The sequence below is a fragment of the Sulfuricurvum sp. genome (assembly GCF_036279695.1).
GTDB lineage: Bacteria > Campylobacterota > Campylobacteria > Campylobacterales > Sulfurimonadaceae > Sulfuricurvum.
In genome coordinates this window covers 1-25112 of record NZ_DASUIQ010000111.1, presented here as the reverse complement: position 1 = coordinate 25112, position 25112 = coordinate 1, and the positions used below count along the sequence as shown (strand labels likewise).

Annotated in this window: 29 protein-coding genes; 10 read left to right on the top strand and 19 right to left on the bottom strand. The window is 45.8% G+C overall.

The window, feature by feature from the left end; all coding sequences use genetic code 11:
* A partial coding sequence (locus tag VFW36_RS10985) for a DnaB-like helicase C-terminal domain-containing protein (protein ID WP_329658857.1) occupies positions 1 to 1006 on the top strand: 1006 nt, incomplete at its 5' end.
* Positions 1006 to 2268 (top strand): ComEC/Rec2 family competence protein, encoded by a 1263-nt coding sequence (locus VFW36_RS10980; RefSeq protein ID WP_329658856.1) that lies wholly within the window; start codon positions 1006 to 1008, stop codon positions 2266 to 2268. The genes VFW36_RS10985 and VFW36_RS10980, both read left to right, overlap by 1 nt.
* Here VFW36_RS10980 and VFW36_RS10975 read toward each other — a convergent pair.
* Genes VFW36_RS10975 through VFW36_RS10965 form a run of 3 tightly spaced genes read right to left on the bottom strand, consistent with a single transcriptional unit; the run spans position 2215 to position 5144 of the window.
* Positions 2215 to 3024: a YihY family inner membrane protein gene (locus VFW36_RS10975; RefSeq protein ID WP_329658855.1), complete on the bottom strand. Its 810-nt coding sequence runs from the start codon at positions 3022 to 3024 to the stop codon at positions 2215 to 2217. The genes VFW36_RS10980 and VFW36_RS10975 overlap by 54 nt on opposite strands.
* Positions 3025 to 4410 (bottom strand): FAD-linked oxidase C-terminal domain-containing protein, encoded by a 1386-nt coding sequence (locus VFW36_RS10970; protein ID WP_329658854.1) that lies wholly within the window; start codon positions 4408 to 4410, stop codon positions 3025 to 3027.
* Positions 4411 to 4412: 2 nt separating this feature from the next.
* Positions 4413 to 5144, bottom strand: a complete 732-nt coding sequence (locus VFW36_RS10965; protein WP_329658853.1) for a plasminogen-binding N-terminal domain-containing protein — start codon at positions 5142 to 5144, stop codon at positions 4413 to 4415.
* A 122-nt stretch (positions 5145 to 5266) separates the two neighbouring features.
* Here VFW36_RS10965 and VFW36_RS10960 point away from each other — a divergent pair, with 122 nt between their 5' ends.
* Entirely contained in the window at positions 5267 to 6460 is a 1194-nt protein-coding gene (locus tag VFW36_RS10960) for a peptidoglycan DD-metalloendopeptidase family protein (protein ID WP_329658852.1), read from the top strand.
* 9 nt (positions 6461 to 6469) lie between these two features.
* Positions 6470 to 7039: an NUDIX hydrolase gene (locus VFW36_RS10955; protein WP_329658851.1), complete on the top strand. Its 570-nt coding sequence runs from the start codon at positions 6470 to 6472 to the stop codon at positions 7037 to 7039.
* A 19-nt stretch (positions 7040 to 7058) separates the two neighbouring features.
* Here the strand turns inward: VFW36_RS10955 and VFW36_RS10950 are convergent, their stop codons facing one another.
* Both VFW36_RS10950 and VFW36_RS10945 read right to left on the bottom strand, forming a co-directional pair.
* The gene (locus tag VFW36_RS10950; RefSeq protein WP_329658850.1) at positions 7059 to 9197 is read right to left on the bottom strand and encodes a TonB-dependent receptor; all 2139 of its coding nucleotides are present in this window, start codon (positions 9195 to 9197) and stop codon (positions 7059 to 7061) included.
* A 76-nt stretch (positions 9198 to 9273) separates the two neighbouring features.
* Entirely contained in the window at positions 9274 to 10287 is a 1014-nt protein-coding gene (locus VFW36_RS10945) for an agmatine deiminase family protein (RefSeq protein ID WP_329658849.1), read from the bottom strand.
* Positions 10288 to 10314: 27 nt separating this feature from the next.
* Here VFW36_RS10945 and VFW36_RS10940 point away from each other — a divergent pair, with 27 nt between their 5' ends.
* Positions 10315 to 11331: an alanine racemase gene (locus VFW36_RS10940; protein WP_329658848.1), complete on the top strand. Its 1017-nt coding sequence runs from the start codon at positions 10315 to 10317 to the stop codon at positions 11329 to 11331.
* Here VFW36_RS10940 and VFW36_RS10935 read toward each other — a convergent pair.
* The 4 genes from VFW36_RS10935 to ribA are packed head-to-tail and all read right to left on the bottom strand — an operon-like array spanning position 11328 to position 13094.
* Complete coding sequence (locus VFW36_RS10935) at positions 11328 to 11720, bottom strand: hypothetical protein (RefSeq protein WP_329658847.1); 393 nt, start codon at positions 11718 to 11720, stop codon at positions 11328 to 11330. The two genes, VFW36_RS10940 and VFW36_RS10935, sit on opposite strands and share 4 nt — an antisense overlap.
* Complete coding sequence (locus tag VFW36_RS10930; protein WP_329658846.1) at positions 11721 to 11927, bottom strand: PP0621 family protein; 207 nt, start codon at positions 11925 to 11927, stop codon at positions 11721 to 11723. It abuts the gene before it with no gap.
* A 4-nt stretch (positions 11928 to 11931) separates the two neighbouring features.
* Positions 11932 to 12510: a 16S rRNA (guanine(527)-N(7))-methyltransferase RsmG gene (rsmG, locus tag VFW36_RS10925; RefSeq protein WP_329658845.1), complete on the bottom strand. Its 579-nt coding sequence runs from the start codon at positions 12508 to 12510 to the stop codon at positions 11932 to 11934.
* Complete coding sequence (ribA, locus tag VFW36_RS10920) at positions 12507 to 13094, bottom strand: GTP cyclohydrolase II (RefSeq protein ID WP_329658844.1); 588 nt, start codon at positions 13092 to 13094, stop codon at positions 12507 to 12509. Before ribA ends, rsmG begins: the two co-directional genes overlap by 4 nt.
* A gap of 75 nt (positions 13095 to 13169) precedes the next feature.
* Between ribA and hemB the strand changes: the two genes are divergently transcribed.
* The 3 genes from hemB to VFW36_RS10905 all read left to right on the top strand — a co-directional run bounded on the left by hemB (position 13170) and on the right by VFW36_RS10905 (position 16320).
* Positions 13170 to 14135 carry a porphobilinogen synthase gene (gene hemB, locus VFW36_RS10915; protein WP_329658843.1) on the top strand — a complete coding sequence of 322 codons (966 nt, stop codon included), beginning with the start codon at positions 13170 to 13172 and terminating at the stop codon, positions 14133 to 14135.
* Positions 14136 to 14199: 64 nt separating this feature from the next.
* The gene (gene argF / locus VFW36_RS10910) at positions 14200 to 15120 is read left to right on the top strand and encodes an ornithine carbamoyltransferase (protein WP_329658842.1); all 921 of its coding nucleotides are present in this window, start codon (positions 14200 to 14202) and stop codon (positions 15118 to 15120) included.
* A 9-nt stretch (positions 15121 to 15129) separates the two neighbouring features.
* Positions 15130 to 16320: a multiheme c-type cytochrome gene (locus VFW36_RS10905; RefSeq protein WP_329658841.1), complete on the top strand. Its 1191-nt coding sequence runs from the start codon at positions 15130 to 15132 to the stop codon at positions 16318 to 16320.
* A 16-nt stretch (positions 16321 to 16336) separates the two neighbouring features.
* Here the strand turns inward: VFW36_RS10905 and VFW36_RS10900 are convergent, their stop codons facing one another.
* A complete protein-coding gene (locus VFW36_RS10900) occupies positions 16337 to 16540 on the bottom strand; it encodes a hypothetical protein (RefSeq protein ID WP_329658840.1) in 204 nt (67 codons plus the stop codon).
* Positions 16541 to 16860: 320 nt separating this feature from the next.
* Here VFW36_RS10900 and VFW36_RS10895 point away from each other — a divergent pair, with 320 nt between their 5' ends.
* Positions 16861 to 18438, top strand: a complete 1578-nt coding sequence (locus VFW36_RS10895) for a DEAD/DEAH box helicase (RefSeq protein WP_329658839.1) — start codon at positions 16861 to 16863, stop codon at positions 18436 to 18438.
* Here the strand turns inward: VFW36_RS10895 and VFW36_RS10890 are convergent.
* From VFW36_RS10890 to VFW36_RS10850, 9 genes are all read right to left on the bottom strand, one after another.
* Positions 18435 to 18806: an HIT domain-containing protein gene (locus VFW36_RS10890; RefSeq protein WP_329658838.1), complete on the bottom strand. Its 372-nt coding sequence runs from the start codon at positions 18804 to 18806 to the stop codon at positions 18435 to 18437. The genes VFW36_RS10895 and VFW36_RS10890 overlap by 4 nt on opposite strands.
* A 45-nt stretch (positions 18807 to 18851) precedes the next feature.
* Positions 18852 to 19853: a beta-ketoacyl-ACP synthase III gene (locus VFW36_RS10885; RefSeq protein ID WP_329658858.1), complete on the bottom strand. Its 1002-nt coding sequence runs from the start codon at positions 19851 to 19853 to the stop codon at positions 18852 to 18854.
* A 23-nt stretch (positions 19854 to 19876) separates the two neighbouring features.
* Complete coding sequence (plsX, locus tag VFW36_RS10880) at positions 19877 to 20866, bottom strand: phosphate acyltransferase PlsX (RefSeq protein ID WP_329658837.1); 990 nt, start codon at positions 20864 to 20866, stop codon at positions 19877 to 19879.
* Between the two features lie 3 nt (positions 20867 to 20869).
* Positions 20870 to 21019, bottom strand: a complete 150-nt coding sequence (gene rpmF, locus VFW36_RS10875) for a 50S ribosomal protein L32 (RefSeq protein ID WP_013461018.1) — start codon at positions 21017 to 21019, stop codon at positions 20870 to 20872.
* A 25-nt stretch (positions 21020 to 21044) separates the two neighbouring features.
* Complete coding sequence (locus VFW36_RS10870; protein WP_329658836.1) at positions 21045 to 21416, bottom strand: YceD family protein; 372 nt, start codon at positions 21414 to 21416, stop codon at positions 21045 to 21047.
* A 5-nt stretch (positions 21417 to 21421) separates the two neighbouring features.
* Positions 21422 to 21835 carry a nucleoside-diphosphate kinase gene (gene ndk, locus VFW36_RS10865; RefSeq protein ID WP_310438972.1) on the bottom strand — a complete coding sequence of 138 codons (414 nt, stop codon included), beginning with the start codon at positions 21833 to 21835 and terminating at the stop codon, positions 21422 to 21424.
* A 145-nt stretch (positions 21836 to 21980) separates the two neighbouring features.
* Positions 21981 to 22265, bottom strand: a complete 285-nt coding sequence (locus VFW36_RS10860; protein ID WP_329658835.1) for a 4Fe-4S dicluster domain-containing protein — start codon at positions 22263 to 22265, stop codon at positions 21981 to 21983.
* 104 nt (positions 22266 to 22369) lie between these two features.
* A complete protein-coding gene (gene metK, locus VFW36_RS10855; protein ID WP_329658834.1) occupies positions 22370 to 23527 on the bottom strand; it encodes a methionine adenosyltransferase in 1158 nt (385 codons plus the stop codon).
* 43 nt (positions 23528 to 23570) lie between these two features.
* A complete protein-coding gene (locus VFW36_RS10850) occupies positions 23571 to 24026 on the bottom strand; it encodes a phosphoribosyltransferase domain-containing protein (RefSeq protein WP_329658833.1) in 456 nt (151 codons plus the stop codon).
* A 64-nt stretch (positions 24027 to 24090) separates the two neighbouring features.
* On the opposite strand from VFW36_RS10850, the gene der reads away from it, so the two are divergent.
* Positions 24091 to 25112: ribosome biogenesis GTPase Der (gene der, locus VFW36_RS10845; RefSeq protein ID WP_329658832.1), on the top strand; the 1022-nt coding region annotated here is incomplete at its 3' end.

Genomic DNA, 25112 nt, shown 5'->3' with positions numbered 1-25112 from the left:
CCCTTCCATCGCCGATGAGACGCTGGCATACATCGAAGAGATGAAAGCACGCGGTGATTCGGTGCTCGTCGGCGTCGACACCGGATATGCGGAACTGAACAAGATGACCACCGGATACGGAAAAGGGGATCTTGTCATTATTGCTGCCCGTCCGGCAATGGGGAAAACGTCGTTTGCCCTCAATATGGTTCAAAATCTCCTCGATAAAGGGAGCGGTGTTGCTTTCTTTTCACTGGAGATGCCGGCGGAACAGCTGATGCTGAGATTACTAAGCGTACAAACCTCGATCCAGCTTCAGCGGCTCCGTGTGGGGGACATGAATCCTCAGGAGTATAAACAGCTAAACGATGCGGTGGATAAGATGCGCCGCTCCAAGCTGTTCGTAGATGACCACGGCTCGATCAATATCCATCAGCTCAGATCCAAACTGCGCAAGCTCAAAAGCCGTCACCCTGAGATCGAAGTGGCTGTTATCGACTACCTTCAAATCATGAACGGGACGGGGGGAAAAGATCGTCACTTAGAGGTGAGTGAAATTTCGCGGGGGCTGAAAATGCTTGCCCGTGAGCTGGGGATACCGATCATCGCCCTCTCTCAGCTCAACCGTGGTCTTGAATCGCGCGCCGATAAACGTCCGATGCTCAGCGACATCCGTGAATCGGGATCGATCGAGCAAGATGCCGACATTATCCTCTTCGTCTACCGTAATGACGTTTACCTCTACAAAGAGGAGAAAGAGCGGGAAAAAGAGGCGATAAGTGCGGGGAAAGAGTTTATCTCCAAATACGTCGAAAAAGAGGAAGAGGAAGCGGAAATCATCATCGGCAAACAGCGTAACGGCCCGACGGGTCATGTGAAGCTGATGTTCCAGAAAAAATTCACCCGTTTCGTCGATCGTCCGACATTCGGTGCGGCTCAGATCGTATATGAAAGTATCGATATGAAGAGTGCGACAATGAATTTGGATGATGAGAGTGTTGGAAATGTTTCGATGCCGATTATCTAATGTCTAAATTAGAGCGTGTTGAGCTTTTTGATCTCAAAAGCGGGGCACTCTTTTTTCTTTTTCTCCTCTTTATCGCTTCCCTTTCCCTCTCTTATGAGTACTATCAATTTACCAAACTCAAAACGTTTGATGACCCTCTGATTCGAGCTTCGGTAATCGACCAAGAGGTGCGGCTTATCGGTGGTACCCCAAAAACATCGATGAAGCTCCGTTTACAGAGCGGTGCGAGTGTGCGATGCGCCATGTCTCCGTATTTGCGCGATTTACGGGGACGGGACGTTTTGATAGAACTTCAAGTTGCCAAAGTGAGTTTTTTGGATTATCTCAAAGGGTTTCGTGCACGCGGTTTGATTACGGAAGTCTACCCGACATTGAGTCTCAAAGAGCAATGGTATCAGGTTATCGCTTCACACCATATCGATCAGCGGATGCGGGAGCTCTATGGGGCACTGTTCGTCGCGACGCCGATGTCACAAGAATTTCAATCCCTAGTGGGGGCGATGGGGCTGAGTGCCGTTCTCTCGATCAGCGGGTATCACTTCGGGATTTTGAGCTTGATCGCCTACTTTTTTTTAAGAAGACCGTATCGGTGGGTTCAAAACCGCTATTTCCCCTATCGTCACGGTAATAGGGATCTATTTTGGATCGTAGCGATATTGCTTTTTTCCTATCTTGCCATTTTAGAGTTCAATCCGGCGATGGTACGTTCATTCGGAATGATTATGGTCGGGTATTGGCTCTATGATCGGGGGATAAAGATCGTCTCACTTCAAACACTGCTGATAGCGGTTGGAGTACTGCTCGCTTTTTTCCCGAGGCTTTTCTTCTCCCTCTCATTTTGGTTTTCGTCTTTCGGAGTTTTATCGATCTTTATTTTCATCCGCTATTATGAGCATTGGAAGGCTTGGCAGATATTTTTGGCACTCAATGTGTGGTGTTATTTGGTTTTGCTCCCAATCTCTCTCGCTATATTCGGAGTATTCAGCTGGGCGCATTTGGGTTCCATCCCTATAAATCTCATTTTTAATCTCTATTATCCGAGTGTTTTGGTACTGCATCTGACCCCATGGGCTGATCTATTTGATTCGATGCTGATACGGATGTTTGAGCTCGGAGAGTTGCGAGTAGTGATGCTTCCGATGTGGGTGGGAATTCTCAGTATTGTACTGGCACTTGGTGCAATGCGCTGGAAGAGCGCATTTTTGGCATTAGGAGTGTTGGGTGTCGTTACGCTGGGCAGCGCGGTTTATCAGATAGCATAGTTTCATACCGTAGATGACGATAATCCACGAGACGTAAATCCACAAAAAGAAAAAGATAAGTGCCGAAAACGATCCGTACATGGTTGCGTAGGTTTTGTTGTAAAAAACGTATTGGATAAAACTGTTTTTGGCGATTCCCCATACAAGTGCCACGATAAAGGAACTGATAGCGGCCGCTTTGGGGGAGACGTCGGCATTGACCGCTATTTTGTAAATCAAAAAGAAGATGCCCCACAATAATAAAAACGGAAAAATTGAGAGCGTATGTAACGCAAAACCGCTGATATGGGTTTCTAAATAGGCTTTGAGACTCATCGAAGCGATAAGAGCGATAGGGGTGAGGCTGATCAGCGTCCAATAGGTGGTGATGGCATCCCATATACGACGCTTAGAGGTTTTGAAAATTTTGCCGACAATATGTTCAAAGTTCTGAAAAAAGAGGAGGCTTGAGACAATCATTGTCGTAAAACCGATCACTCCAAGCTGTACCGAATTGCGAAAAAATGATTCGAGATACCCTGCAATGGCTTCTGTCTGCCCTGGCATCATGTTTTCAAAGATAAAAATCTGAATTTTGGCGTATTGTTCGTTGAACACGGGGACATTGGCTATCAAACTCAGAGAGATAATGAGCAGCGGCACCACCGTAAAGATGGTATAAAAGCTGAGACTTGATGCATACACCGTGATGTCCCGATCAAAGAGCATCAGGAAAAAAAGGCGAATATGGCGGAGCGTTGCTTTCAAATTGACCACTTACGCAAGCCCCATTTTGGAAGGGTTGAGGATATTGTTCGGATCAAAGGCCCGTTTGATCGATTGGAACAGTGCCATCTCTTCAGGGGTGAAAGCCATTGACATATAGGGTGCTTTGGCTAAACCGATACCGTGTTCACCGCTGAGGGTTCCGCCGAGATCGATAGTCGCTTGGAATACTTCGTGGATCGCTTCGTAACCGATTTTTACCTGTTCCGGGTCTTTGCCGTCCACCATAACGTTGGTATGGACGTTCCCGTCCCCCGTATGTCCGAAGCAAGGGATATTGATGTTGTATTTTTTGGCAATAGCATCAAATTTTTCGAGGAGTTCCGGTAGCGCCGAGCGGGGAACAGTGACATCTTCGTTGATTTTTTTAGAACCGTAGACAGAGAGTGATTGGCTCGCATTGCGACGGGCAAACCACAAATCGCTTGCTTCTTGTTTATCTTTCGCTATTTTAAATTCGCTGCATCCGTTTTCTTGAAACACTTTTTGGATGAGGGAAAGTTGAAAATCGAGGTCTTCTTCAAGATTGCCGTCCACATCGGTGACGAGAATTGCTCCCGCTTCGATCGGAAGCCCTTTTTTGTAGACTTGTTCTACGGAGCGGATTGTGAGGTTGTCTAAAAATTCCATCGCAACAGGGGTTACACCGCTCGCCATCGTTTTATAGACTGCCTCCATCGCCGTTTGGACAGTCGGGAAAATTCCCATCGCTGTTTTAGTCATTTTCGGTTTCGAGAGAAGTTTGAGAGTCACTTCGGTGGTTACCGCCAATGTCCCCTCTGATGCGATCAGGATTCCTGCAATGTTATAGCCTGCAACGTCTTTGATCGTCCGTTTACCCGCTTTGATGATGTCACCGTTGGGGAGAACTGCACGGATTGCCATAACGTAGTCTTTAGTAATCCCGTATTTGGCGGCGCGCATACCGCCGGCGTTTTCGTTCACATTTCCGCCGATGGTAGAGTATTCTTGGGATGCCGGATCGGGTGGATAGAAAAGACCCACTTCTTCAACGGCACGCTGCAACTCCATATTCACAACTCCCGGCTGGACGATGGCAACCATGTTTTGCATATCGATCTCTAAAATCTTATTCATGTGTTTTTCAAATGCGAGGACAATTCCGCCGTTTGCGGGAAGCGCACCCCCCGTAAATCCGCTGCCAGCTCCACGTGGGACGATAACAATACGGTGTTCATTGCAGTAGCGCAAAATATCACTCACATCTTGTTCACTACGGGGGAAGAGGACGGCATCGGGTTCGAACCGTTCGCGTGTTGCATCGTAGCTATAGGCTATTAGGTGGGCTTTGTCGCTGTAAACATTTTCTTTACCGATCAGACGGGTAAAAAAGTCGATGGCATCTGGGGATAGCATCGTTATTCCTTTACTTTGTTTTTTGGATTATTTAAACTGATGATGTCGAGATAATAAGGCTCATAGCTTTTAAGACTTGAGCTTCCCTCGCCCCACCATGCGCCACGAATTGTCGGGACACGGGTATAGAAAGGGGTTTGTTCTTTTTCGGCTACTTTTGCAAAAGGGGTACTTTGGAGGAGGGTGAAGCTTTTGCAGTCGAGGGTAAAGAGTTGATTTGCACTTTGAACATAAAGAAGTCCTACTGAATTGGCGGTACAGTAACTTTTAAAATCATCGACTAAAGGGGTTTGATGCCCTTCATTAGAGAGAAAAGCGGCATAGTTGTCGGGATGGATCCATTCTACACCGCTGATGCTTTTAGCGATAGCATCATAGGTATCATCATTCGGTGCGATTAAAAGGGCGCGTTTGTAATCATACGCCAAGACAGCAATATCGGATGGCTTAGGGGTCCAGATACCACTTGGGAGAGCGTCTTGGTGCAGACCCGTGTATTCGCTGATTGCTAAAATAGCACGGTTATTCGTAGAATTTGCTTGTTCGACGCGTGCATTGGCGATAATAGTACTATGGTCAGCATCGAATTGTCGAACGATAAACCCGCTCATCCCTTCCCTCAAGTTCTCTGCGATGATCGTCGCACGAGCCCCATCGACTTCAAGAAGCGGGGCAGTGATGGAGGAAGCGTTCAAGACGCTACAAGCGATAAGGGTAATAAGCCAGATGCGCATCATGGTAACCTTTTGGTAGAGTAAGTAGGGGTGATTATAGCCAAACACCTCTTTGTAAATGGAATTTTTGCTATCATTTATTTTTTTTTCGCGTTAAAAGTGTATTTTGATCAAGGATGAGAATGGGCCGTTTTTTTGCATTAGTGTTATTGCCCCTTCTCCTTTTTGGCGGCACTGTTAAACCGTTTAAATGGAATGACGGTGAAAGTTTTCTTACCTTTTTAGAGCGGAAAAAACTCCCTTTGTCTCTTTATTACCGACTGGACAAAGAGGATCAAAAGCTTACCGAAGATATTCCCTACACCGCTAATTGTCAAATGGAAGTGGATGATAAAAAATTTATCCGCCAAATCTTGATTCCCGTCAATGATGAACTTCAGCTTCAAATTTATCTCACTCCCAAACGTCGGTATGAAATAAAAGTTATTCCGATTGTAAGTCAAGAATATACTGAAACCCTTTATGTGCCGATTCAAACACTTCCGTATGATGATATTCTAAAAATGACGGGGTCTAAAAACTTAGCTTCTATTTTTGTCAAAATGTTTAAAGGAAAAGTTGATTTCCGTAAAGGTTTTAAAGCAGGAGACCCGATCGTCATCGTCTATACCCAAAAGTATCGTCTCGGAAAACCGTTCTCGATGCCTGAAGTTCATGGTGCAATGGTCGAAATAAACGGAAAAAAAGTGACGGTATACCGCCATAGTGATGGTCGTTTTTATGATGAAAAAGGGGCTCAGTATGAGAAATTTTTATTTAAACTTCCTATTCGCAATCCTCGGATTACCTCTGTTTTTTCAAAGAGCCGCTACCACCCCGTACTACACCGTTATCGTGCACATTTAGGGGTTGATTTCGGAGCACGCCCCGGGACACCGATCCTCTCGACAGGGGATGGACGCATAAGTTTTGTCGGATATTCCAGAGGCTACGGAAAAACGATAAAAATACGGCACTCCAACGGATTAACAAGTCTTTATGCCCATCAAAAAAGTTTCCGAAGCGGTGTCCATGGCGGATCAGTAGTGAAACAAGGTGAGGTGATCGGATATGTCGGAAACTCAGGACTATCCTCAGGTCCGCATCTCCATTTCGGTATGTATTCGGGGAGTACAGCGATCAATCCTATGAGTGTTATGAAAAAGACGACAGAAGGATTTAGCGGAAAAGAGCGCAAAGCGTTTCTCGCGATACGGGATAAAATGGATGCAAAATTTCGAAAAGTACTTAAAGAGAAGCGTCCTCGGAAACCGTATTTGGACTTTCATGAAACGTATTATGTCGATAGTGAGACGTTTAAACCAAAACCTTTTTAAAGAACCGCTATGATCCGAGATGTCAAAATTATCCCGTGTGAAACGTCCGATTTTGTGAAACCGAAACGGATTGAGTATCTCCAGTCCGGTAAGATAAAAATATGGGATATGGTAGAGGTTCACGATAGCGTGGCGATCCTTTTGTACCATGTTGAGCATGAGAGCCTAATCGTCGTTCGACAGTTTCGTCCCCCTGTCTATCTGAGAAACAGTGATGGATATACGTATGAGCTGTGTGCCGGAATCGTCGATAAAGATAAATCGCTCCTTGAGATAGCGCATGAAGAGATTTTGGAGGAGTGCGGATACTATGTGCCGCTGGAGCAGATCGAGAGGGTAACGTCGTTTTATACGGCGGTGGGATTTGCCGGATCGCGGCAAACACTTTATTATGCTTGTGTGAATGAGTCAATGCGGGTGAATAACGGCGGCGGTGTGGAGGATGAGATGATCGAAGTGATCGAGATTCCTGTGTGTGACGCTAAAGCGTTTGTAATGGATGAGAGCAAAGCCAAAACACCGGGTTTGATGTTCGGCTTCGGATGGTTTTTGGAGAATGAAGAGTTGACGAAACATTGATGCCCCGAAGGGCATGGGATTAGAATTTGTAAGTGAGCGCCGCGTTAAACGAACGTCCCATACCTTGAAGAGGGGTGTAACTTGTTTTTGAGTAGTTCACAACATCTATTCCGCCTAATGGAAGAGCATAGGATTTGTCGAAAAGGTTTGTGATTGAGAAATCCATATTGAACTGTTTTGACCACGCATAGCCGGTACGTAAATCGACTAGTGCGTATCCCGGAGTTAACGGCTCTTTTCGTAAAGTATCAACGGATTCTTTATCATCGACGGTTTCAATATCAATACCGTTATTCCATGCGCCGGAAACACGATCCAACGATACTTTGGCATGAAGCGGCATCATATGATAAAGTGATCCGCCGTTATCACGGAAACCGCGGGTATAGCTGAGTGTCCCTTTGATCGTCCCTTTGCCATTGTCACTATTATCCCATAGTGTTGTGTATCCTGATAGATCAGCACCGAAGAGATGCGCATCTGTATTAACAAATTTTAAAAGTCTAATACCAGTATAGCCACCCGCTGTTGCTGTACCAATGACATTAACATCAATGTAATCTTTTACTTTTGTATAATATGGAGTGAGCTTGACTCCCCACTCTTTTTCAGCACCGTCATGAAGTGAGATGGTAGTGCTGATGGTATTGGCAACTTCCGGTTTCAAATTGATATTTCCAACGTAGCCGTTGCCATCACCAAACCAGTTAATCATTGCCATATCCATAGCAATCGGCCCGCTGGCTAGAGGATTACTGCCATATCCTCCCGCCCAAGCAAAACGTTCATACATATTCGGTGATCGCGTTTTGTGTGCAATACCCAACTCTAGGTCGGTTGCATTGCTGTATTCGTATTTGGTCATCGCCGTGAGATCATAATTGTTATCGGTCTTTTTATGATCGAGAAGATTGAATGCATCTGCATCAATTTTATCGTTCCACATTCCGGCTGCACCCGTATTGTTGTTATAACCTACAACATCTCCCGTATTCATACTCACTCTATCATAACGCACACCGATAACGGATGAGAATTTTTCACTCCATTGGGAATGAGCTTCGGCAAAAAGTCCGATACGATCACGTTGCCCATCGTTAATGTTCCAGAAGGTATTTGGTCCCATACCGCCGTAAGTGCCACTTGGAGAAGGCCAATAATCATTGAGACGGTATCGATCATAATCTGCACCGAATTTGAATGTTTGGGTTTGAGTGTACGGAAGGGTTGCTTTGATGTTTAAGCCACTTTCCTCAGCTTCCGTGTACATTGGCATATTTCCAGTTCGTTCGGAAGGAAGTTTATTCATATAGTGATCGGTATCTTGGCGGAATGCATTTGCTTCGATCAAGAGTGTTCCCACTTTCCCTTTGTAGCTCAAATTGCCCGAAGTCGATTGGTTGGCGAGCATATCCATGTATTCATTTGGAAAGCCGATGTAATCCACATTGCTTTGAGCTATTTTGAGTGCTACGACATCATCGGTATCAATTTTATAAGCGATAGTTGCCGAATGATTGGCTTGTTTATAGAGGGTATCTTTGACGATAGCACCGGTTCCATTTTTATAGTTGTCCGCTTTTTCCGCATAAGCTGAATAGTTGACACTAATTTTATCATTGGCTGCGGTTGCAGAGACAGAGACCCCGCGCGCTTGATTGTTACTGTGATAAAAGCTAGATACTTCACCGTTGATGAGTGCTTCTCCGCTCTTTTGAGCAAATAGAGGATCTTTAGATTTGACTGCTATGGTTCCACCGATACTATCACCTCCCTCACTGACGGGAGTGATCCCAGCCATAACATCGATTTTTTCGATGCTAGTTGTATCGATGTAGGAGAGAGCCGGGTTCATGTGGTTCGGACAAGCGGAGGTGATGGTCATGCCGTCAATATCGATTTTAACACGATCATCAGCCATACCGTGAATAACGGGCAATGAAGCACGACTTCCGGTATTATAGACGCTAACCCCCGGAATATCGGCAAGTATTGCAGCCGTATCTCCACTCATTTTTGTGGATTTAGACGATGAGAGTTCATTGGCTACAACATCGGATTTAGCTGCATCGGCTTCAACGGTAATTTTTTGGATCGTGATAGGTTCGCTAGCGAGGGCAGCAACCGCCGCCATGGAGAGGAGAGTTAAACGTTTCATTCAGTTCGTCCTTAATGTTACAATAGTGTTAAGCTGACATTGTAGGGACGAAGTGTTACATTAGTGTTAAGTCACACTATTCTAAGCGCAATCCGACCTCTTCTGGAAACTGCATGGTAACACAGTGAAGCGAACCGTGCTGACGGATCAGGACAGAGCAGTCGATCGGGATAATATCGCGTCCACGGAATGCTTTCTCGCAGATCGCGATTGCTTCTGCGTCATGCGGATCATTATAGATCGGAAGCAACACTGCATCATTGATAATCAAAAAGTTGGCATAGGTCGCTGGGAGGCGCTCATCATCATAAAAAGTCGGGTTACACATCGGTAACGCGATGAGGTTAAACGGTTCATCCTCGACATCGCGAAGTGCTTTGAGTTCCTCTTCCATCTTTTTGAGTGCTTCGTAATGCTCGTCGTTCTTATCGTCGCATTTGACATACATAATCGTATCGGTATCGATAAAACGGGCGAGGGTATCGATATGGCTGTCGGTGTCATCTCCTGCTAAATAACCGTGATTTAGCCAGAGAATTTGCTCTACTCCGAAATGTTTTTTGAGCTCTTTTTCCATCCCTTTTTTATCCAAATGGGGATTGCGGTTTGGGTTGAGGAGACACTCGGCGGTGGTGAGAAGTGAACCGTTAGCATTGGTCTCTACCCCTCCTCCTTCTAAGATGAGATTGATTTTCTCCATCGGTGCTCCGTAGACGTGGGCGATAGAGCCGCTCATCGCGTTATCGCGAGATGCGTCAAATTTTCCGCCCCATCCGGTGAACGTGAAATCGAGCAACAGCGGTTCGCCTTCCTCTTCGTCGATGACGCTCAGAACACTGCAATCGCGCGCCCATGTGTCATTGGTTTGATAAGGGATGAAAATGAGGTTTTCATGGGTCTCGAAGTAGCTTTTGACGAGTTTTACGTCATCACACACAATCAGACAGGGTTGGTAGCGAGCAACGGCGGTTGCGATATTGACAAAACACGCACGTGCCTCTTCGAGATAGGGTACCCAGTCGCTTTGAGGATGGGGGAAGATGAGCTGAACAAAACTTTGTGGTTCAAATTCGGCGGGGAAATAACGCATTAACAATCCTTAGAATATAATTCCTCCATGGGAACTATTAAATTGAGCCGCGAGGCACTAATTCATAATCTTGACATTATCGCACACCAAGTCGGTGGAAAAGATAAAATAGCTGTGGTTTTAAAAGACAATGCCTACGGTCACGGTGCAGTAATGATCGCCGAAGCGGCATCCGAGTATGGAGTCAAGCAAGCCGTAGTTCGGTTGGAGAGGGAAGCGGAAGAGATTGTAAACTTTTTCGATAATGTCCTGATATTAGGTCAAATCGCGACTAAAGTTCATCCGAAGTTCAGTTATGCACTCAATTCGCTCGAAGAGATAGTTCACTACCCTATCGGGGCGCGAGTTGAGCTGAAAATCGATACGGGGATGCATCGAAACGGGATCGCACCGGAGCAAATCGAGGAAGCGTTTGAGAAAATGGCAGCGCACGGATTAGTCTGTATCGGTATGATGAGCCATTTTAGAGCTGCCGATACACTGAGCAGTGAGTGGTTTTGGCAACGGCAAACGTTCGATAATCTGAAAGATAAAGCTACCCATCTAGCCAAAAAGTACGGATACTCATTACGATTTCATATCTCCAATTCGGCAGGGATGTTTCGCTCATCAGTGTGCAGTGATGATATGGTGCGGGCAGGGATTGCACTGTATGGATGTTTGGAAATGGATACGACGCTATTCCAGCCGCCTCTAAAAAGCGTCCTGTCGTTATGGGGAGATAAAATTGCGACCCGTGTTTTGAAATCGGGAGAGCGTGTCGGCTACAACGGCATTTATGAAGCTGAGTGTGACGAAGTGATAAGTACCTATGATTTGGGGTATGCAAACGGGTTGGATCGGCTGGCATCGAACCGCTATGTGACTCCCGATGGGATAGCTCTACGCGGACGTATCTCGATGGACAGTGCGAGCTTTTCGAGCGAGGCGGAAGAGTTGATGATTTTTGGTAATGCGAACGCCTATGCCCGCGCAGTGGGGACAATCGGATATGAGATTTTGGCGTGTTTGGATAAAGATTTGAAACGTGAATGGGTCTATTAAGAATTTATCTTGATAATACTGTCCGAAAAAATCGCTCCGTCGATACGCATTTCGATAAGATCGTCTAAATTTTTAACGTCCTCGATGTACCCCAACACTTTGGCGTCAAAGAGGTAGTGTTCCGCTACTTTTTGGATCTCTTCAGCATGTTTGGATAAAACGATGAGGTAGGATGCTCCTAAATTTTCTCCAATCACGGCATCGACTGTATTTTCCACGTGCAGAGCAAATCGGATACCGTTTTTTCGCAAATGTTCCATAATATCGAGATTTTCAGGGGCAAAATAGAGGGTCACTACGGAATTGGCCGGAGTACGGCGCAGCGCTTCGATCGAATCGATATGGTAAAACGGCTGTGATGGAACATAGGGATGACCGAATAAAAGCATTTAGTGCTCCAAACATTCACGAGAGCAGTAGTATTTACCCTCACGCATGAATGCCTCTTTGACTTGTACGTAGGTACCGCATTGGGCACACGGGATCATCGCTTCATCGGGAGAGTTGTCCGAAGAGGGGGGTGTGAGCTCTTTCTTTTTGAAGAAAACATAATAAACTCCGACTAACAGACCGGTAAACAGTAATAGTTTGAACATTGTTTCATCTCTTTATGAGTAAATAATGGCGATTTTTCGCCTCAATGACTTGGTAATCAAGCGTTTTATCGACTTCATCATACACTTTTTCCCCTTTGTAAAAGAGCAAAAGAGCCCCTTCTCTGCAAAACGGTTCGGAGAGCTTCAGGAGCATTTGCGTATCGGTTACCGCTCGTGACGTGATGAAATCATAAGGCTCGCTCGGGAGCTGTTCGACGCGAAGCGCTTTGACCTCGACGTTGCTCAATCCCAAATCGGCTTTGACAAATTGTAAGAAGCTCGCCCGCTTGGAGAGCGGTTCCACGAGGGTAAAATGGGTTTGCGGGAGGGCAAGTGCCAAAATCATCCCCGGAAATCCGGCACCCGTTCCGATGTCCATCGCTTTTTTGATGGGCGGGAGAAAGCTAACGGGAATAACCGCATCGAGGATAAACTCATCGATTTGCTGAGAGGTTTTTGCCCCCGTAAGATTGTGTATTTTATTCCATTTTTCCAAAAGAGCTTTGTAGTGTTCTGCTTTTTCGATGAAATCATCCGGTAAATGCAGATCGTGAGCCGATAGAAGCTTTGCTAAATGGCTCATAGATCATGCCCCATTTGCTCTTTTTTCACTTTCAAATACCCCTCGTTGTGAGGGTTCGGATTGATAATGACGGGGACACGCTCGGTGATAGTGACGTTTAGCCCCTCCACTACGTGTACTTTGGCAGGGTTATTGGTCAAAAGACGGATTTTTGTAAGATTAAAATCCTTGAAAATCTCGCCGACGACATCGTAGGTACGCTGGTCAGGGGCAAATCCGAGTTCAACGTTGGCTTCGATCGTATTGCGTCCTTGGTCTTGGAGGCAGTAGGCATTGATCTTATTAAGAAGACCGATATTGCGTCCCTCTTGTCGGTGATATATGATCAATCCCCCTTCCAGTGCAATGAGCTCAAGTGCTTTGTGTAACTGATTGTTACAGTCACATTTAATACTCCCAAAGGTATCACCGGTAAGGCACTCGGAATGTATTCGTACCAACGGAGATTCTTGCTGTTCAAAATTTTCAGTGAAAATGGCGAGATGTTCTTGATGAGCTTCTTTGTAAGCACGGATCTTAAATTTGCCGTATTTGCTGGGCATATTGGCAATAGAGGATTTTTCAAAATGGATTTGCGTATTCATGAGGCAATTATAATTTTCTTTTCTTAATCTAACACTTGCTAAACTTTGCCAATTTATTTAATTCGGAGCAATTTTATGGAGCGTTTTCGCCGTACCCGTCTCAATTCTCAACTGCGTTCATTGGTTCGCGAAACCCATGTAGGTGTGAATGATTTTATCTATCCTCTTTTTGTCCGACCGGGGGAGGGGATTAAAAATGAAGTCTCCTCGATGCCGGGTGTCTTTCAAATGTCTCTCGATGAGATTTTAAAAGAGTGCGAGTTATTGCAAAAATTGGGGATTAACTCGATTATCCTTTTCGGTATCCCCGAAGTGAAAGATTCGATCGGCTCAGACGCACTATGCGATCACGGGATTATTGCGACGGCCGTTCGCGCTATCAAGCACGCATTCCCTAAAATGTTTGTCGTAACAGATCTATGTTTTTGCGAATACACCGACCACGGGCACTGCGGTATTCTCGATCACGTCCATGAGACGGTCGATAATGATCTAACATTAGGAATCTCGGCACAGCAGGCATTGGTTCATGCACGCGCAGGTGCTGATATGATTGCCCCATCGGGGATGATGGACGGAATCATTACGACGCTTCGTGATGCACTCGATGGGGGTGGATATGTCAATCTTCCGATCATGAGTTATTCGACGAAATTTGCGAGCGGTTATTACGGACCGTTTCGTGATGTCGCCGAATCGGTTCCGAGTTTCGGGGATCGCTCGACCTATCAAATGGATCCGGCAAACCGCCGTGAAGCGATCCGAGAGAGCCTCGTCGATGAAGCTCAGGGTGCCGACATCTTGATGGTAAAACCGGCATTGGCATACCTTGACATCATCCGCGATATCCGCGAAGCCTCACAGCTTCCGTTGGCGGTGTATAACGTTAGCGGCGAATATGCCATGCTCAAACACGCCGGAGCCGCAGGGTTGATCGATTATAACCGTGTGATGATGGAGACGATGGTCGGGTTCAAACGTGCCGGTGCCGACATCATTATCAGCTACCATGCAAAAGAAGTAGCCGCACTATTAGCGTAACTGAACCGAAATTGTTAATGAATTTTTTTTATGATATGATTGTTTTTTGTATCGAAGGAACACCGTGAGACACTTTTTAACGTTAAAAGACTATACCAAAGAAGAGATCTTAGAGATTTTAGACCTTGGGTTAGAGATTAAAAAAGAGATCAAAGCCAAAATTTTTACTCCCCGTTTGGCAAATCAGACGTTGGCAATGATTTTCGAAAAAAGTTCGACCCGTACCCGTGTCAGTTTTGAGGTGGGGATGTATCAGCTCGGCGGTCACGCCTTGTTCCTCTCCAATCGTGACATCCATCTCGGACGAGGCGAGCCGGTCAAAGATACCGCACGCGTGATCTCTTCGATGTGTGACATGGTTATGATCCGCACCTATGAGCAATCAATGCTCGAAGAGTTCGCCCGCTACTCTCAGGTTCCCGTCATTAATGGTTTGAGCGACAGCTACCATCCGGTTCAGCTTTTGGCCGATTTCATGACAATGATGGAGTGCGGAAAAGATAAAAATCCGATCGTGGCGTATGTGGGTGATGGGAACAACATGACCCACTCGTGGCTGATGCTCGCTTCTAAACTCGGATTTGAACTCCGTGTCGCTACCCCAAAAGGGTATGAGTGTGATCCATCAATCATTGCAGATGCTCTTGCGTTTGCGGCGCAGAGCGGTGCTAAAATCACCATTACCAATGATCCGAAAGTTGCCGTTGAGGGTGCTACGGTCGTTACAACCGATACATGGATTTCTATGGGACAAGAAGAGGAAAAAGCTCAGCGTATACGGGCATTTGAGGGATACATCGTGGATGAAGCCTTGATGGCACTCGCGAGTGATGATGCGATCTTCTTGCATTGTCTTCCGGCATATCGCGGTGTAGAAGTGAGTGAAGCGGTACTGGATGGAACTCAGAGTGTTATTTTCGAAGAGGCAGAGAATCGTCTCCATGCACAAAAAGGGTTAATGGTTTGGTTGAATAATCATCGATAAGGAGAGTAAATGCGTTTTATATGGCTGTTAGCTATTGTAGGGTTAAATCTTTTTGCCGCAACTGCGGTTCAAGTCGGAGATAAGTATAAAGACTCCGGCAAATGTAATGCATGTCACAGTCATATTGTGAAACAGTGGGAAAACTCATGGCATGCGAAATCCCACTACGGCAATGATGAGTATTTTCAAAAAACGATCGATTACGTTGCCCGAAAAGATAACCGAAAATCGCTCAATACCATTAAAATCGAATGCGCTACATGCCATAATCCCCGCATAGCCGTTACCTCTACCAGTGCCGAATACGAAGCGATAGCCGCATTGAATCTCGACAAAGATTCCGCCGCGACCAAAGCGCTTCAGAGCGATACGATTGCTGAGGGGATCAACTGTGTCGTGTGTCACAATATCGATCAAATTCACGATGAACTCCCTGCTTCTAAACGGGGGATCAATCGGGTGACATGGATGAAGTCGGGGACGATGATCGGACCTTACCCGGATGCAAAATCTCCGTATCATCAAGTACAACAGCGTCCGTTTATGGATAGCAATCCAAACCAGCTTTGTTTCGTGTGTCATGCGAACGATACCTCAGAAGAGGGTCATCGTTTTATTGACATGCAATCGGAGTTTAAAAGCAATGGAAAAGCGTGTGTTGATTGCCATATGGGACCTCAAAAGGGTGGGGTAGCTTCAACACTACCTATCGATAATGGTAAAGCTCGTAAACGATTGATTAGAGAACATGGGTTTGTCGGTGCCCATACGGAAGGTATGTGGCAAAATGCTCTAAAAGTGGATGCCCGAAAAAGCGGTGCTATGTTGGAAGTGGTTTTGAGTAATCCTCAGCCCCATGCACTCCCAAGCGGATTCGGTTCACGTGAGATACTTATTGAAGCGCAATACACAAGCGGCGGAAAAGTGATTAAAAACGAAGCGTTATCTTTAACAAGTCATTATCTCAGCAAGCGGGGGAAACCGACGATTCCTCATCTAGCGGTGAAAACAACACAAAATATTTCGATACCGGCACAGGGAGCAAAAGTGTTTTCTTTGCCAATGGCATCGGGAGCCGATGGCGTTAGTATTGTCGTTTCGTATCGATTGGTGAATGATGAAATTCGGGAACTATTGGAGTTGAAAGATCCGATTTGGTCGAAGAAAATGGTGATTAAAAAGCTAAATCTAAAACTCTAAAGGGGAGATTCCCCCTTTAGTTCATCTCTACTTTGATGATGAGATCATTTCCCTCTTCAACAATCGAAAAGTTGTGTTTTTGGCAAAATGTTTCGTTCATCTCTTCTGCCCACTCTTTTGCTTCTATTAGAGCATCGTCTTTATTCTGAAACGTTTTAACGCTCTCCATGCCGCTTCGTTTGAAACATCCGCACTCTTTTTCCATTTTAACATTGAACATAATGACTCCTGATTTAAGTATACAATTTTGGAAGTATAGTTCTAAAAGTTTAAAAATATCAGACAAAATAGAGACGATTTGAAACTAAAGGTTATCTTTATCTTTTATTATACTGATGTTATCAGGGTTAATTATGCAAAATTCAGGTATCATTCCATTTGAATTTTGGGTACCTTCTAAAGACATGGGGTCATGTTTTTCTAAGGTGCCCTCGCGGATGAGAATCCAACTTATCCTCACTGAAATTTCTCTCCCCCATGAGTGGGCAAGCGTAACTGGTCGGAAATGGTTTTCCGATGGCGTATATACAAAGGGTCATTATGAACGTAATCGAAGAAGCAATCACAGACGAAAATTTAGTAACATTCGAATCTTTCGGTCTTAGAAAAGAAATTATGCAAAGTATCAATTTTGCAGGATTTAAAACACCGAGTCCAATCCAACAAATGGTTATTCCCGTTATTATGGAAGGGCGCGACGTTGTAGGACAAGCCCATACCGGTACAGGTAAAACAGCGGCATTCGGTCTTCCAGCATTGAACAAAATGCATTTAAAAGGGGGAATTGAAACCCTCATCATCACTCCGACACGCGAACTCGCCAATCAAGTAAGTGATGAAATTTTCAAATACGGTAAACATCTCGGTGTCCGTACTGTAACGATCTACGGCGGAAGCTCATATAACCGTCAAATGGATTTGATCGAGCGCGGAGCACAAGTAATCATCGCTACTCCGGGACGATTGCTCGATATGTTGAGCCGCAATATGCTCAAAGGGTTTACCCCGTCAACCGTTATCTTGGATGAAGCGGATGAGATGCTCGATATGGGCTTTTTGGACGATATTAACGAAATCTTCACCTATTTGCCGACGGAACGCCAAACATTGCTTTTTTCAGCAACAATGCCGGCTCCGATCAAACAATTGGCTGAGCGTATTTTGGTAAATCCGTTTTTCGCATCCATCACCAAATCAGAGACGACAAACACCGATATTACGCAACAATATTACGTTATCGAAGAATCAGAGCGTGATGATGCGATCATCCGTTTGATGGATTCGGAAGATGCGAAAAAAACCGTTGTGTTCTGCCGTACCAAAAAAGAGGTTGATCGCCTCTCCAATGTCCTCTCAGCTGCGGGATACATGGCAAAAGGGTTACACGGTGATATGGAGCAACGTCAACGTGAGAGTGTAATCAAAGGGCTTAAAACCGATGCGGTTGACGTATTGATCGCAACCGACGTTGCGGCGCGCGGATTGCACATCGATGATGTTACCCACGTTTTCAACTACCATATCCCGTTTGACCCTGAGAGTTATGTTCACCGTATCGGACGTACAGGACGTGCGGGTAAAAAAGGGGTTGCGATTACCCTTGTAACTCCTATGGAGTTCAAAGAACTTCAACGTATCCGCGCTAAAGTCGGTACAACGATGGAACACGCGTATATTCCGAGTAAATTGGATGTTAAAGAGGCACAAGTCACTCGTCTGGTTCGAGAAATTGAAAAACAGCACGTTTATGACGAAGCGCATAAAGTACTTGATTTGTTGAAACAAGATTACGACCAAGAACAAATTGCCTATAAATTGATCTCCGTATTGATGGAACGCAACACGGTTCAAGGACCGAACAATATCGGTATCGCTGCAGAGCGTTTGGAGAAAATCCTAAGCAACTTGGCAAATCGCGGTGATCGCGGTGGACAACGCAGCGGCGGATTCAACCGTAACCGTAACCGCAGCGGCGGAGGCGGATACCGTGGAAATAACGATCGCAACGGCGGCGGCGAACGTGGCGGTGAGCGAAGCGGTGGTGGTGAACGCGGCGGAAATGATCGCGGTGAGCGTTCACGCAGTTTTAGCGGACAAAAACCAAAACCACGTTATTAATTCAAATGAGAGTCTAACTCTCGTTTGATCTTCTCTAAAAACGGCTCCATCGGTGAGTCTAACTCAAATCTCTCTCTTTGTTTCATCCCCCACATCGGTTCAGGAAAATAGCTATCGTTCTCGAAGCGTGCCATGATATGCCAATGGACTCTCGGTAACATATTTCCGAATGAGGCGATATTGATCTTTGCAGGGGTAAAATACACCAGCATCTCTTTTTCGATAAGATCGAGGGCATCCCAGATCATTTTTTTCTCTTCAGCATTGCATTGTGAGAACTCTTTGTGGGGTGCATGGGTAAAAATTTTGAGCCAGGGGATTTCGGATTCGTGGATTTCAATGTAAATAAGAGAGTTGGAATACATCATAAAAGACCTTCTTGAAAAGTCTTTTATTGTATCAAAAGTGTTTAGTTATATACCTTTTCCTGCAAACGGAACCAAGGCGCTTCCCCAGGTTAATCCGCCGCCGAACGCATCAAGGAGCATTAAATCACCCTCTTGTAAGCGTCCTGCTTCGTAGATGTCGTTGATCGCCATCGGGATAGAGGCACCGGAGGTATTGCCGTATTTTTCGACGGTGAGTACTACTTGCTCATCCGCAAGATTAAGTGCGTCACCTACCGCTTTGATGATGCGGTAATTGGCTTGATGCGGGACGAAGTGTTTGATTGCAGATGAGGCAATATTGTTTTGTTCTAAGATCTCTACGACATCATTGGTGAGTGTACGTACGGCAACTTTGAACGTTTCATTCCCTTTCATCTGCATAAAGCATCCCGCCGCTTCACGATCAAGTGCATCATGGACAGAACCGCTTCCGCCGTTCGGGGTCATCAATAAATCGGCGTATGCGCCGTCTGATCCGGTATGGATGTCGATGATCGCTTCGCTTTTGTTCTCGGTTGCGCTGATTATGGCCGCTCCTGCACCGTCACCGAAGAGGATACAGGTTCCGCGATCACTGTAATCGGTGATAGCACTCAAGCGCTCGGCTCCGACGATGAGGACGTTTTTCTTCATCCCTGACTCAACGAATGCTTTTGCGATAGAGAGGGCATACACAAATCCGGTACACGCGGCTGAGAGATCAAATGCGGTGACTTTTTCAAGACCGAGTTTGGTAGCGATGATGGTAGCGGTGGAGGGCATGCAAAAATAATCGGGAGAGATAGTGGCGCATACGATCATATCGATTTGGCTTTTGTCGAGTCCCGAGCGCTCTATGGCGAGTTCAGCTGCTTTGACTCCCATATCGCTGGTGGTTTCATTTTCCGCCGCAATGTGACGCTCTTTGATGCCGGTTCGTTTAGTGATCCACTCATCGCTGGTATCGACCATCACTTCGAGCTCAGCATTGGTAAGGATTTTAGCGGGAACATAGGCTCCAATGGAACGAAACGCAGCGTACATAATTAACCTTTATAAGGGATCGACGATTATTTTTTTAGCTCTTCGAGGCGCTTTTCAATGTGTTCGTTTACGCCGGTATTAACGTAGCGAATGGCTTGAAAAATAGCATTTTTGATCGCTTTTGGGTTACTTTTGCCGTGACTGACAATAGCACACCCTTTGATACCGACCAGAGGGGCTCCTCCGATTTCGGCGTAATCGATTTGCTTTTTAAGCAGTTTGAATACTTTGCGCATCAAAAGGGCACCGGTAATCGCAACCGGTGATTTACGGATATACTCTTTGATGAAGTAGCTGATGGTAGAAGCTACTCCCTCAGAGGCTTTGAGAACGAGGTTTCCGATAAAACCGTCACATACGATGACATCACAGCTTCCGTCGAAGATATTGTTCCCCTCGACGTTACCGATAAACCCTTTTTGCCCTTCGAGCAATTTGAAGGTCTCTTTGGTGACTTCGTTCCCTTTGGAATCCTCTTCACCGTTGGCGAGCAAACCGACTCTCGGTTCGCTCAGTTTGTACATATCCTGAGCGTAGTAGTATCCCATGATCCCGAATTGGAAGAGGTGTTCGGCTTTACAGTCGACATTCGCACCCGCATCCATCAAAATACTGCGTTTACCGCTTTTGGTCGGCATCGAGGTAACGAGAGCTGGGCGTAATACATTTTTGAGGCGACCGAGACGCAATGTTGCCAAGGTCATTGTTGCACCGCTGTGTCCTGCACTGACAACCCCGTCAGCTTCACCGTTACGTACCAGCTCTATCGCTTTGTAAATAGAGCTTTCCTGACGTTTGAGCGCGTCGGTAGCGGCGTCTCCCATATCGATGACATCGTCCGCTTCGACAATTAAAATCTTATCTTTATAGCCCTTGGGTAATAAAGATAAAATCTCATCTTTTTTACCAACTAGAATTGGTTGAAACTTTGCTTCTTTCAGCGCTTCAAGTGTCCCTTTAACAATCGGTTCGGGACCGAAGTCCCCGCCCATTGCATCAATTGCAATTCTAATCATCGATTATTTATACTCACCGGTTGTCGGGTTGACATAGTGAGACAATTTGTACGTGCCGTCTTTGTCTTTAACCGGACGTGCAAGAGAAATTTTATAGTGAGTTCTGCGTTTTGCAGCGCGAGAATGACTCACTCTTCTTTTAGGTACTGCCATCGTTTATAGTCCTTTCTATTTGGTTTTAGAACTCTCGATCTAACGAGGTTCCTTCGCAGTTTTTGCAACAAAAATAGTCGCTTTTGATCAGTTCGATTTCCGATTTGAGGAGATCTTCCATATCAATCATTGATTGGTCGATTTCAACGACGTCTAACTCTTCGTCGCTCCCCTCATATATTCCATCACTGAGGTAAAAGGTAATCTCTTCATTCAAAGATTTTTCTACCTCTTCGGCACAAATATCGCAAGGAATCGAAATACTCCCTGTAATTGTACCGTTTAATTGGGCAAGATTGCTTTTTTTCAGGATTAAATCACCCGAAAAAACGGCATTGTCACTATTTTCCTCAAAATGAAGCGGTTGTGAGCCCAATTTTTTAAATGCTATCTTCATGGCAATTACGAAATTTCGCGCCCTGAAAAGAAAAATGCGATTTCGATCGCAGCATTTTCAGCTGAGTCACTTCCGTGAACCGCATTAGCATCGATGTTTTCAGCGAAATCAGCACGGATAGTTCCCGCTGCCGCTTCTTTAGGGTTTGTTGCACCCATCAAATCACGGTTTTTAAGGATAGCGTTTTCACCCTCAAGAACGGTGATAACAACCGGACCGCTTACCATGAAATCAACGAGATCGTTGAAGAAAGGGCGTGCAGCATGTACTGCGTAAAACGCTTCAGCGTCTTGACGTGAGAGTTGAACTTTTTTCATAGCCGCGATTTTAAGGCCGTTACTTTCGAAACGATCCAAAATTTTACCGATAACACCTTTTGCAACGGCGTCTGGCTTGATGATTGACAACGTTTGTTCCATCAATGCTCCTGTTTTCTGTGTATAAAATAGAGCGGGATTATAGCGAAACAATAATTTAAGAAAGATTAAAGATGAAGAAAGAGTGAAAGAAGAGGGAAATGAACGTAACCAAAGGGGAAAACCCTTTGGAAATCAGTCGTCTAAATTAGTTAACGACGTTTGCGTGTGATGAACGCATTTCAGCGGTAACATCATCGCGGTGTGCAGGACTTGCACCGATTTCATCCCAAGTGATACAACCCTCAGTAGGGCACGCTGTAGCACATGCAGGCTCATCGTGGTGACCTACACATTCGACACATTTGTCACCGTAAACATAATAGGTTTCTTCACCTGTTGGGTTATCGTCCTCGTCAACGATCGCTTCTACCGGACACTCGTCGATGCAAGCGCCGCAATTAATACAGGTATCATTAATGACTACTGCCATAGGGTTCTCCTTGGTTAATATAAATAAGGGGTAACTATAACAGAAGAATTTTAAACCCACCTAAAAAATTAGGCAGGGAATGAAGATTGCATTGGGGAGTGTTACTAAAGACCTAGATACTGTTTAATCGCGTCCACTTTATCGGTTTTTTCCCATGTAAATTCGCTCAATTCTCGACCGAAATGACCGTATGCCGCTGTTTTGCGATAAATAGGGCGTAATAAGTCAAGTGACTCGATTATCCCTTTTGGGGTGAGGTTAAAAAGCTCTTTGACACAGCTCTCCAACTTCTCTTCGGGGACGACGGCGGTGCCGTGGGCATTCACCATGATAGAGATAGGCTTAACGACCCCGATCGCGTAGGAAACTTGGATCGTTGCTCTCTCACATGCGCCCGAAGCGACAAGGTTTTTGGCGACATATCGGGCGGCATAGGCGGCTGAACGATCCACTTTGGTGGGATCTTTTCCGCTGAACGCACCGCCGCCGTGAGGACAAGCCCCGCCGTAGGTGTCGACGATGATTTTGCGTCCGGTCAGCCCCGCATCCCCTTGCGGTCCGCCGATGACGAATTTACCGGTCGGATTGATGTGGTAGATGATGTTAGGAGACATGAGTTCGGCGGGGATAACGGCTTTGATGACCTCTTCGATCACATCGGCGTGGAGTTTTTCCTGAGAAATTTCCGGAGCGTGCTGAGTCGAGATAACGACGGTTTCGACCGATACGGGTTTGTCATCCACATAACGGACGCTCACCTGCGTTTTACCATCGGGACGGAGGTAGGGGATGATCCCCTCTTTGCGCACCTTTGCCAAACGCTCCGCAAGGCGGTGAGAGAGGTAGATCGGCAAAGGCATCAAAACGTCGGTTTCACGGCACGCGTACCCGAACATCAATCCCTGATCTCCCGCACCGATTTCGCCGCTTGCTTGGTCAACCCCTTGGTTAATATCGGGGGATTGTTCGCCGATCCCGTTGAGGACGGCGCATGAGCGATAATCAAAACCGTACGTCGCATCGGTGTATCCGATTTCGCGAACGACTTGGCGGGCGATCTCCTGCATCGGAGCGTAGGTGGTCGTTTTGAGTTCCCCCGCAATAACGCAAAATCCGTTGGAAACAAGGGTTTCACACGCTACACGTGCCGCAGGATCATGTTCGATGATGTAGTCCAAAATCGCATCGCTGATCTGATCGGCCATTTTATCGGGATGCCCCTCGGTGACCGATTCGGAAGTAAAAATGTATTCTTTAGGCATAAAAATCCTTGGGAGAGGGGTTAATGGTTTGTGGTTGTGCGGATTATAGCGAACCCGCTTTTAAAAAATCTCTTTCCCAAAAGAACTCAATCCATTCATGAGCTTCATGTAAGCAAAAGTCGGGTTGAAGTAAGGCGGTAGGTTTGGTAAAGAGGGTAGCAATTTTAAAATCGCAATTCGGATACTCAGAAGATAAAATCGGCATAAGAGCCGCTAGCGTATGTCCGCTGTCAACAATATCGTCAACCACAAGCACCCGCTTGGATTGAGTCAAATCACATTTTCCTAAAACACTGACACTCTCTCTGCGGCTATCGCCGTCGTAGCTCTCTACTCGGATACTTTGGAGATTGCGTACCTCCAAGCTCATGGAGAGGGCATGAGCCAAGGTGACTCCGCCGCGTGCAACGCCCAAAATGGTGTCGGGTTGGAACGCTTCGCATTGCGTACTCAGGGGCTGAAGATCGTTTTTAAAGTGTTCATAGTTATACGTTATCATACTAAAATCATAGCATAAGGGCACCTACGCTATAATAAAGGATTAATTTTTAAAAAAGGCTACTATGAAAAAGCTAGCTATTATCGGCCGTCCGAATGTCGGCAAAAGTTCTCTCTTTAACCGTTTGCTAAAACAACGTGATGCGATCACCTCTGAACAGGCAGGTACGACGCGCGATGTCAAAAAACGTGTTGCCGTAGTGGTGGACAAAGAGGTAGAGATCCTCGATACGGGAGGTCTGGATGAGGGGTGCGAACTCTATGACCGTATCAAAGAAAAATCGCTCAAAGCGGCACATGAAGCCGATATTATCCTCTTTATGGTGGATGGAAAAAGTCTCCCTGAAGAGGATGATAAAAAGCTTTTTTACGAGCTTGAATCGATGGGAAAAGCGATTGCATTGGTCGTCAACAAAATCGACAATGACAAGATGCAGGAAAAATTGTGGGAGTATTACGAGTTCGGAACAGAGCGAATTTTCGGAATTTCGGTTGCCCATAACCGTTCCCTCTTACCGCTTTTGAACTGGATCGCATCTGAGCTTCCCGAATCATCCATCGTCAAAACAGAAAGCGATGTTATTGAGGCTGAAGATGAGATGGACGGTTTTGATGCCGCTATGAGAGCATCAGCGGATGATGAAGAATTCGATGATGAGGATGAAGACGACGGTTTCTTTATTCCTGAAGCGGATGATGAAGAAGAGGAAACGTCGATCGAAGCGCTCGAAGAGGCTTATCGCGGGATCGTCAAAGAGTACGAAGCGGGTGATGTTAATCAGATGAAAGTCGCGATTATCGGTCGTGTCAACGTCGGTAAAAGCTCACTCCTCAACGCATTGCTTGGAGAAGATCGCTCTGTGGTCAGCTCGGTTGCGGGGACGACGATCGATCCGATCGATGAGACAGTGGAATATCAAGATAAGCAGATCACCTTTATCGATACGGCAGGGATTCGTAAACGGGGAAAAATTCTCGGAATCGAGAAATACGCTCTGATGCGAACCGAAGAGATGCTCGAAACGGCAGATATTGCATTGCTGGTCTTGGATGCATCGCAACCGTTTATGGATTTGGATGAGAAAAT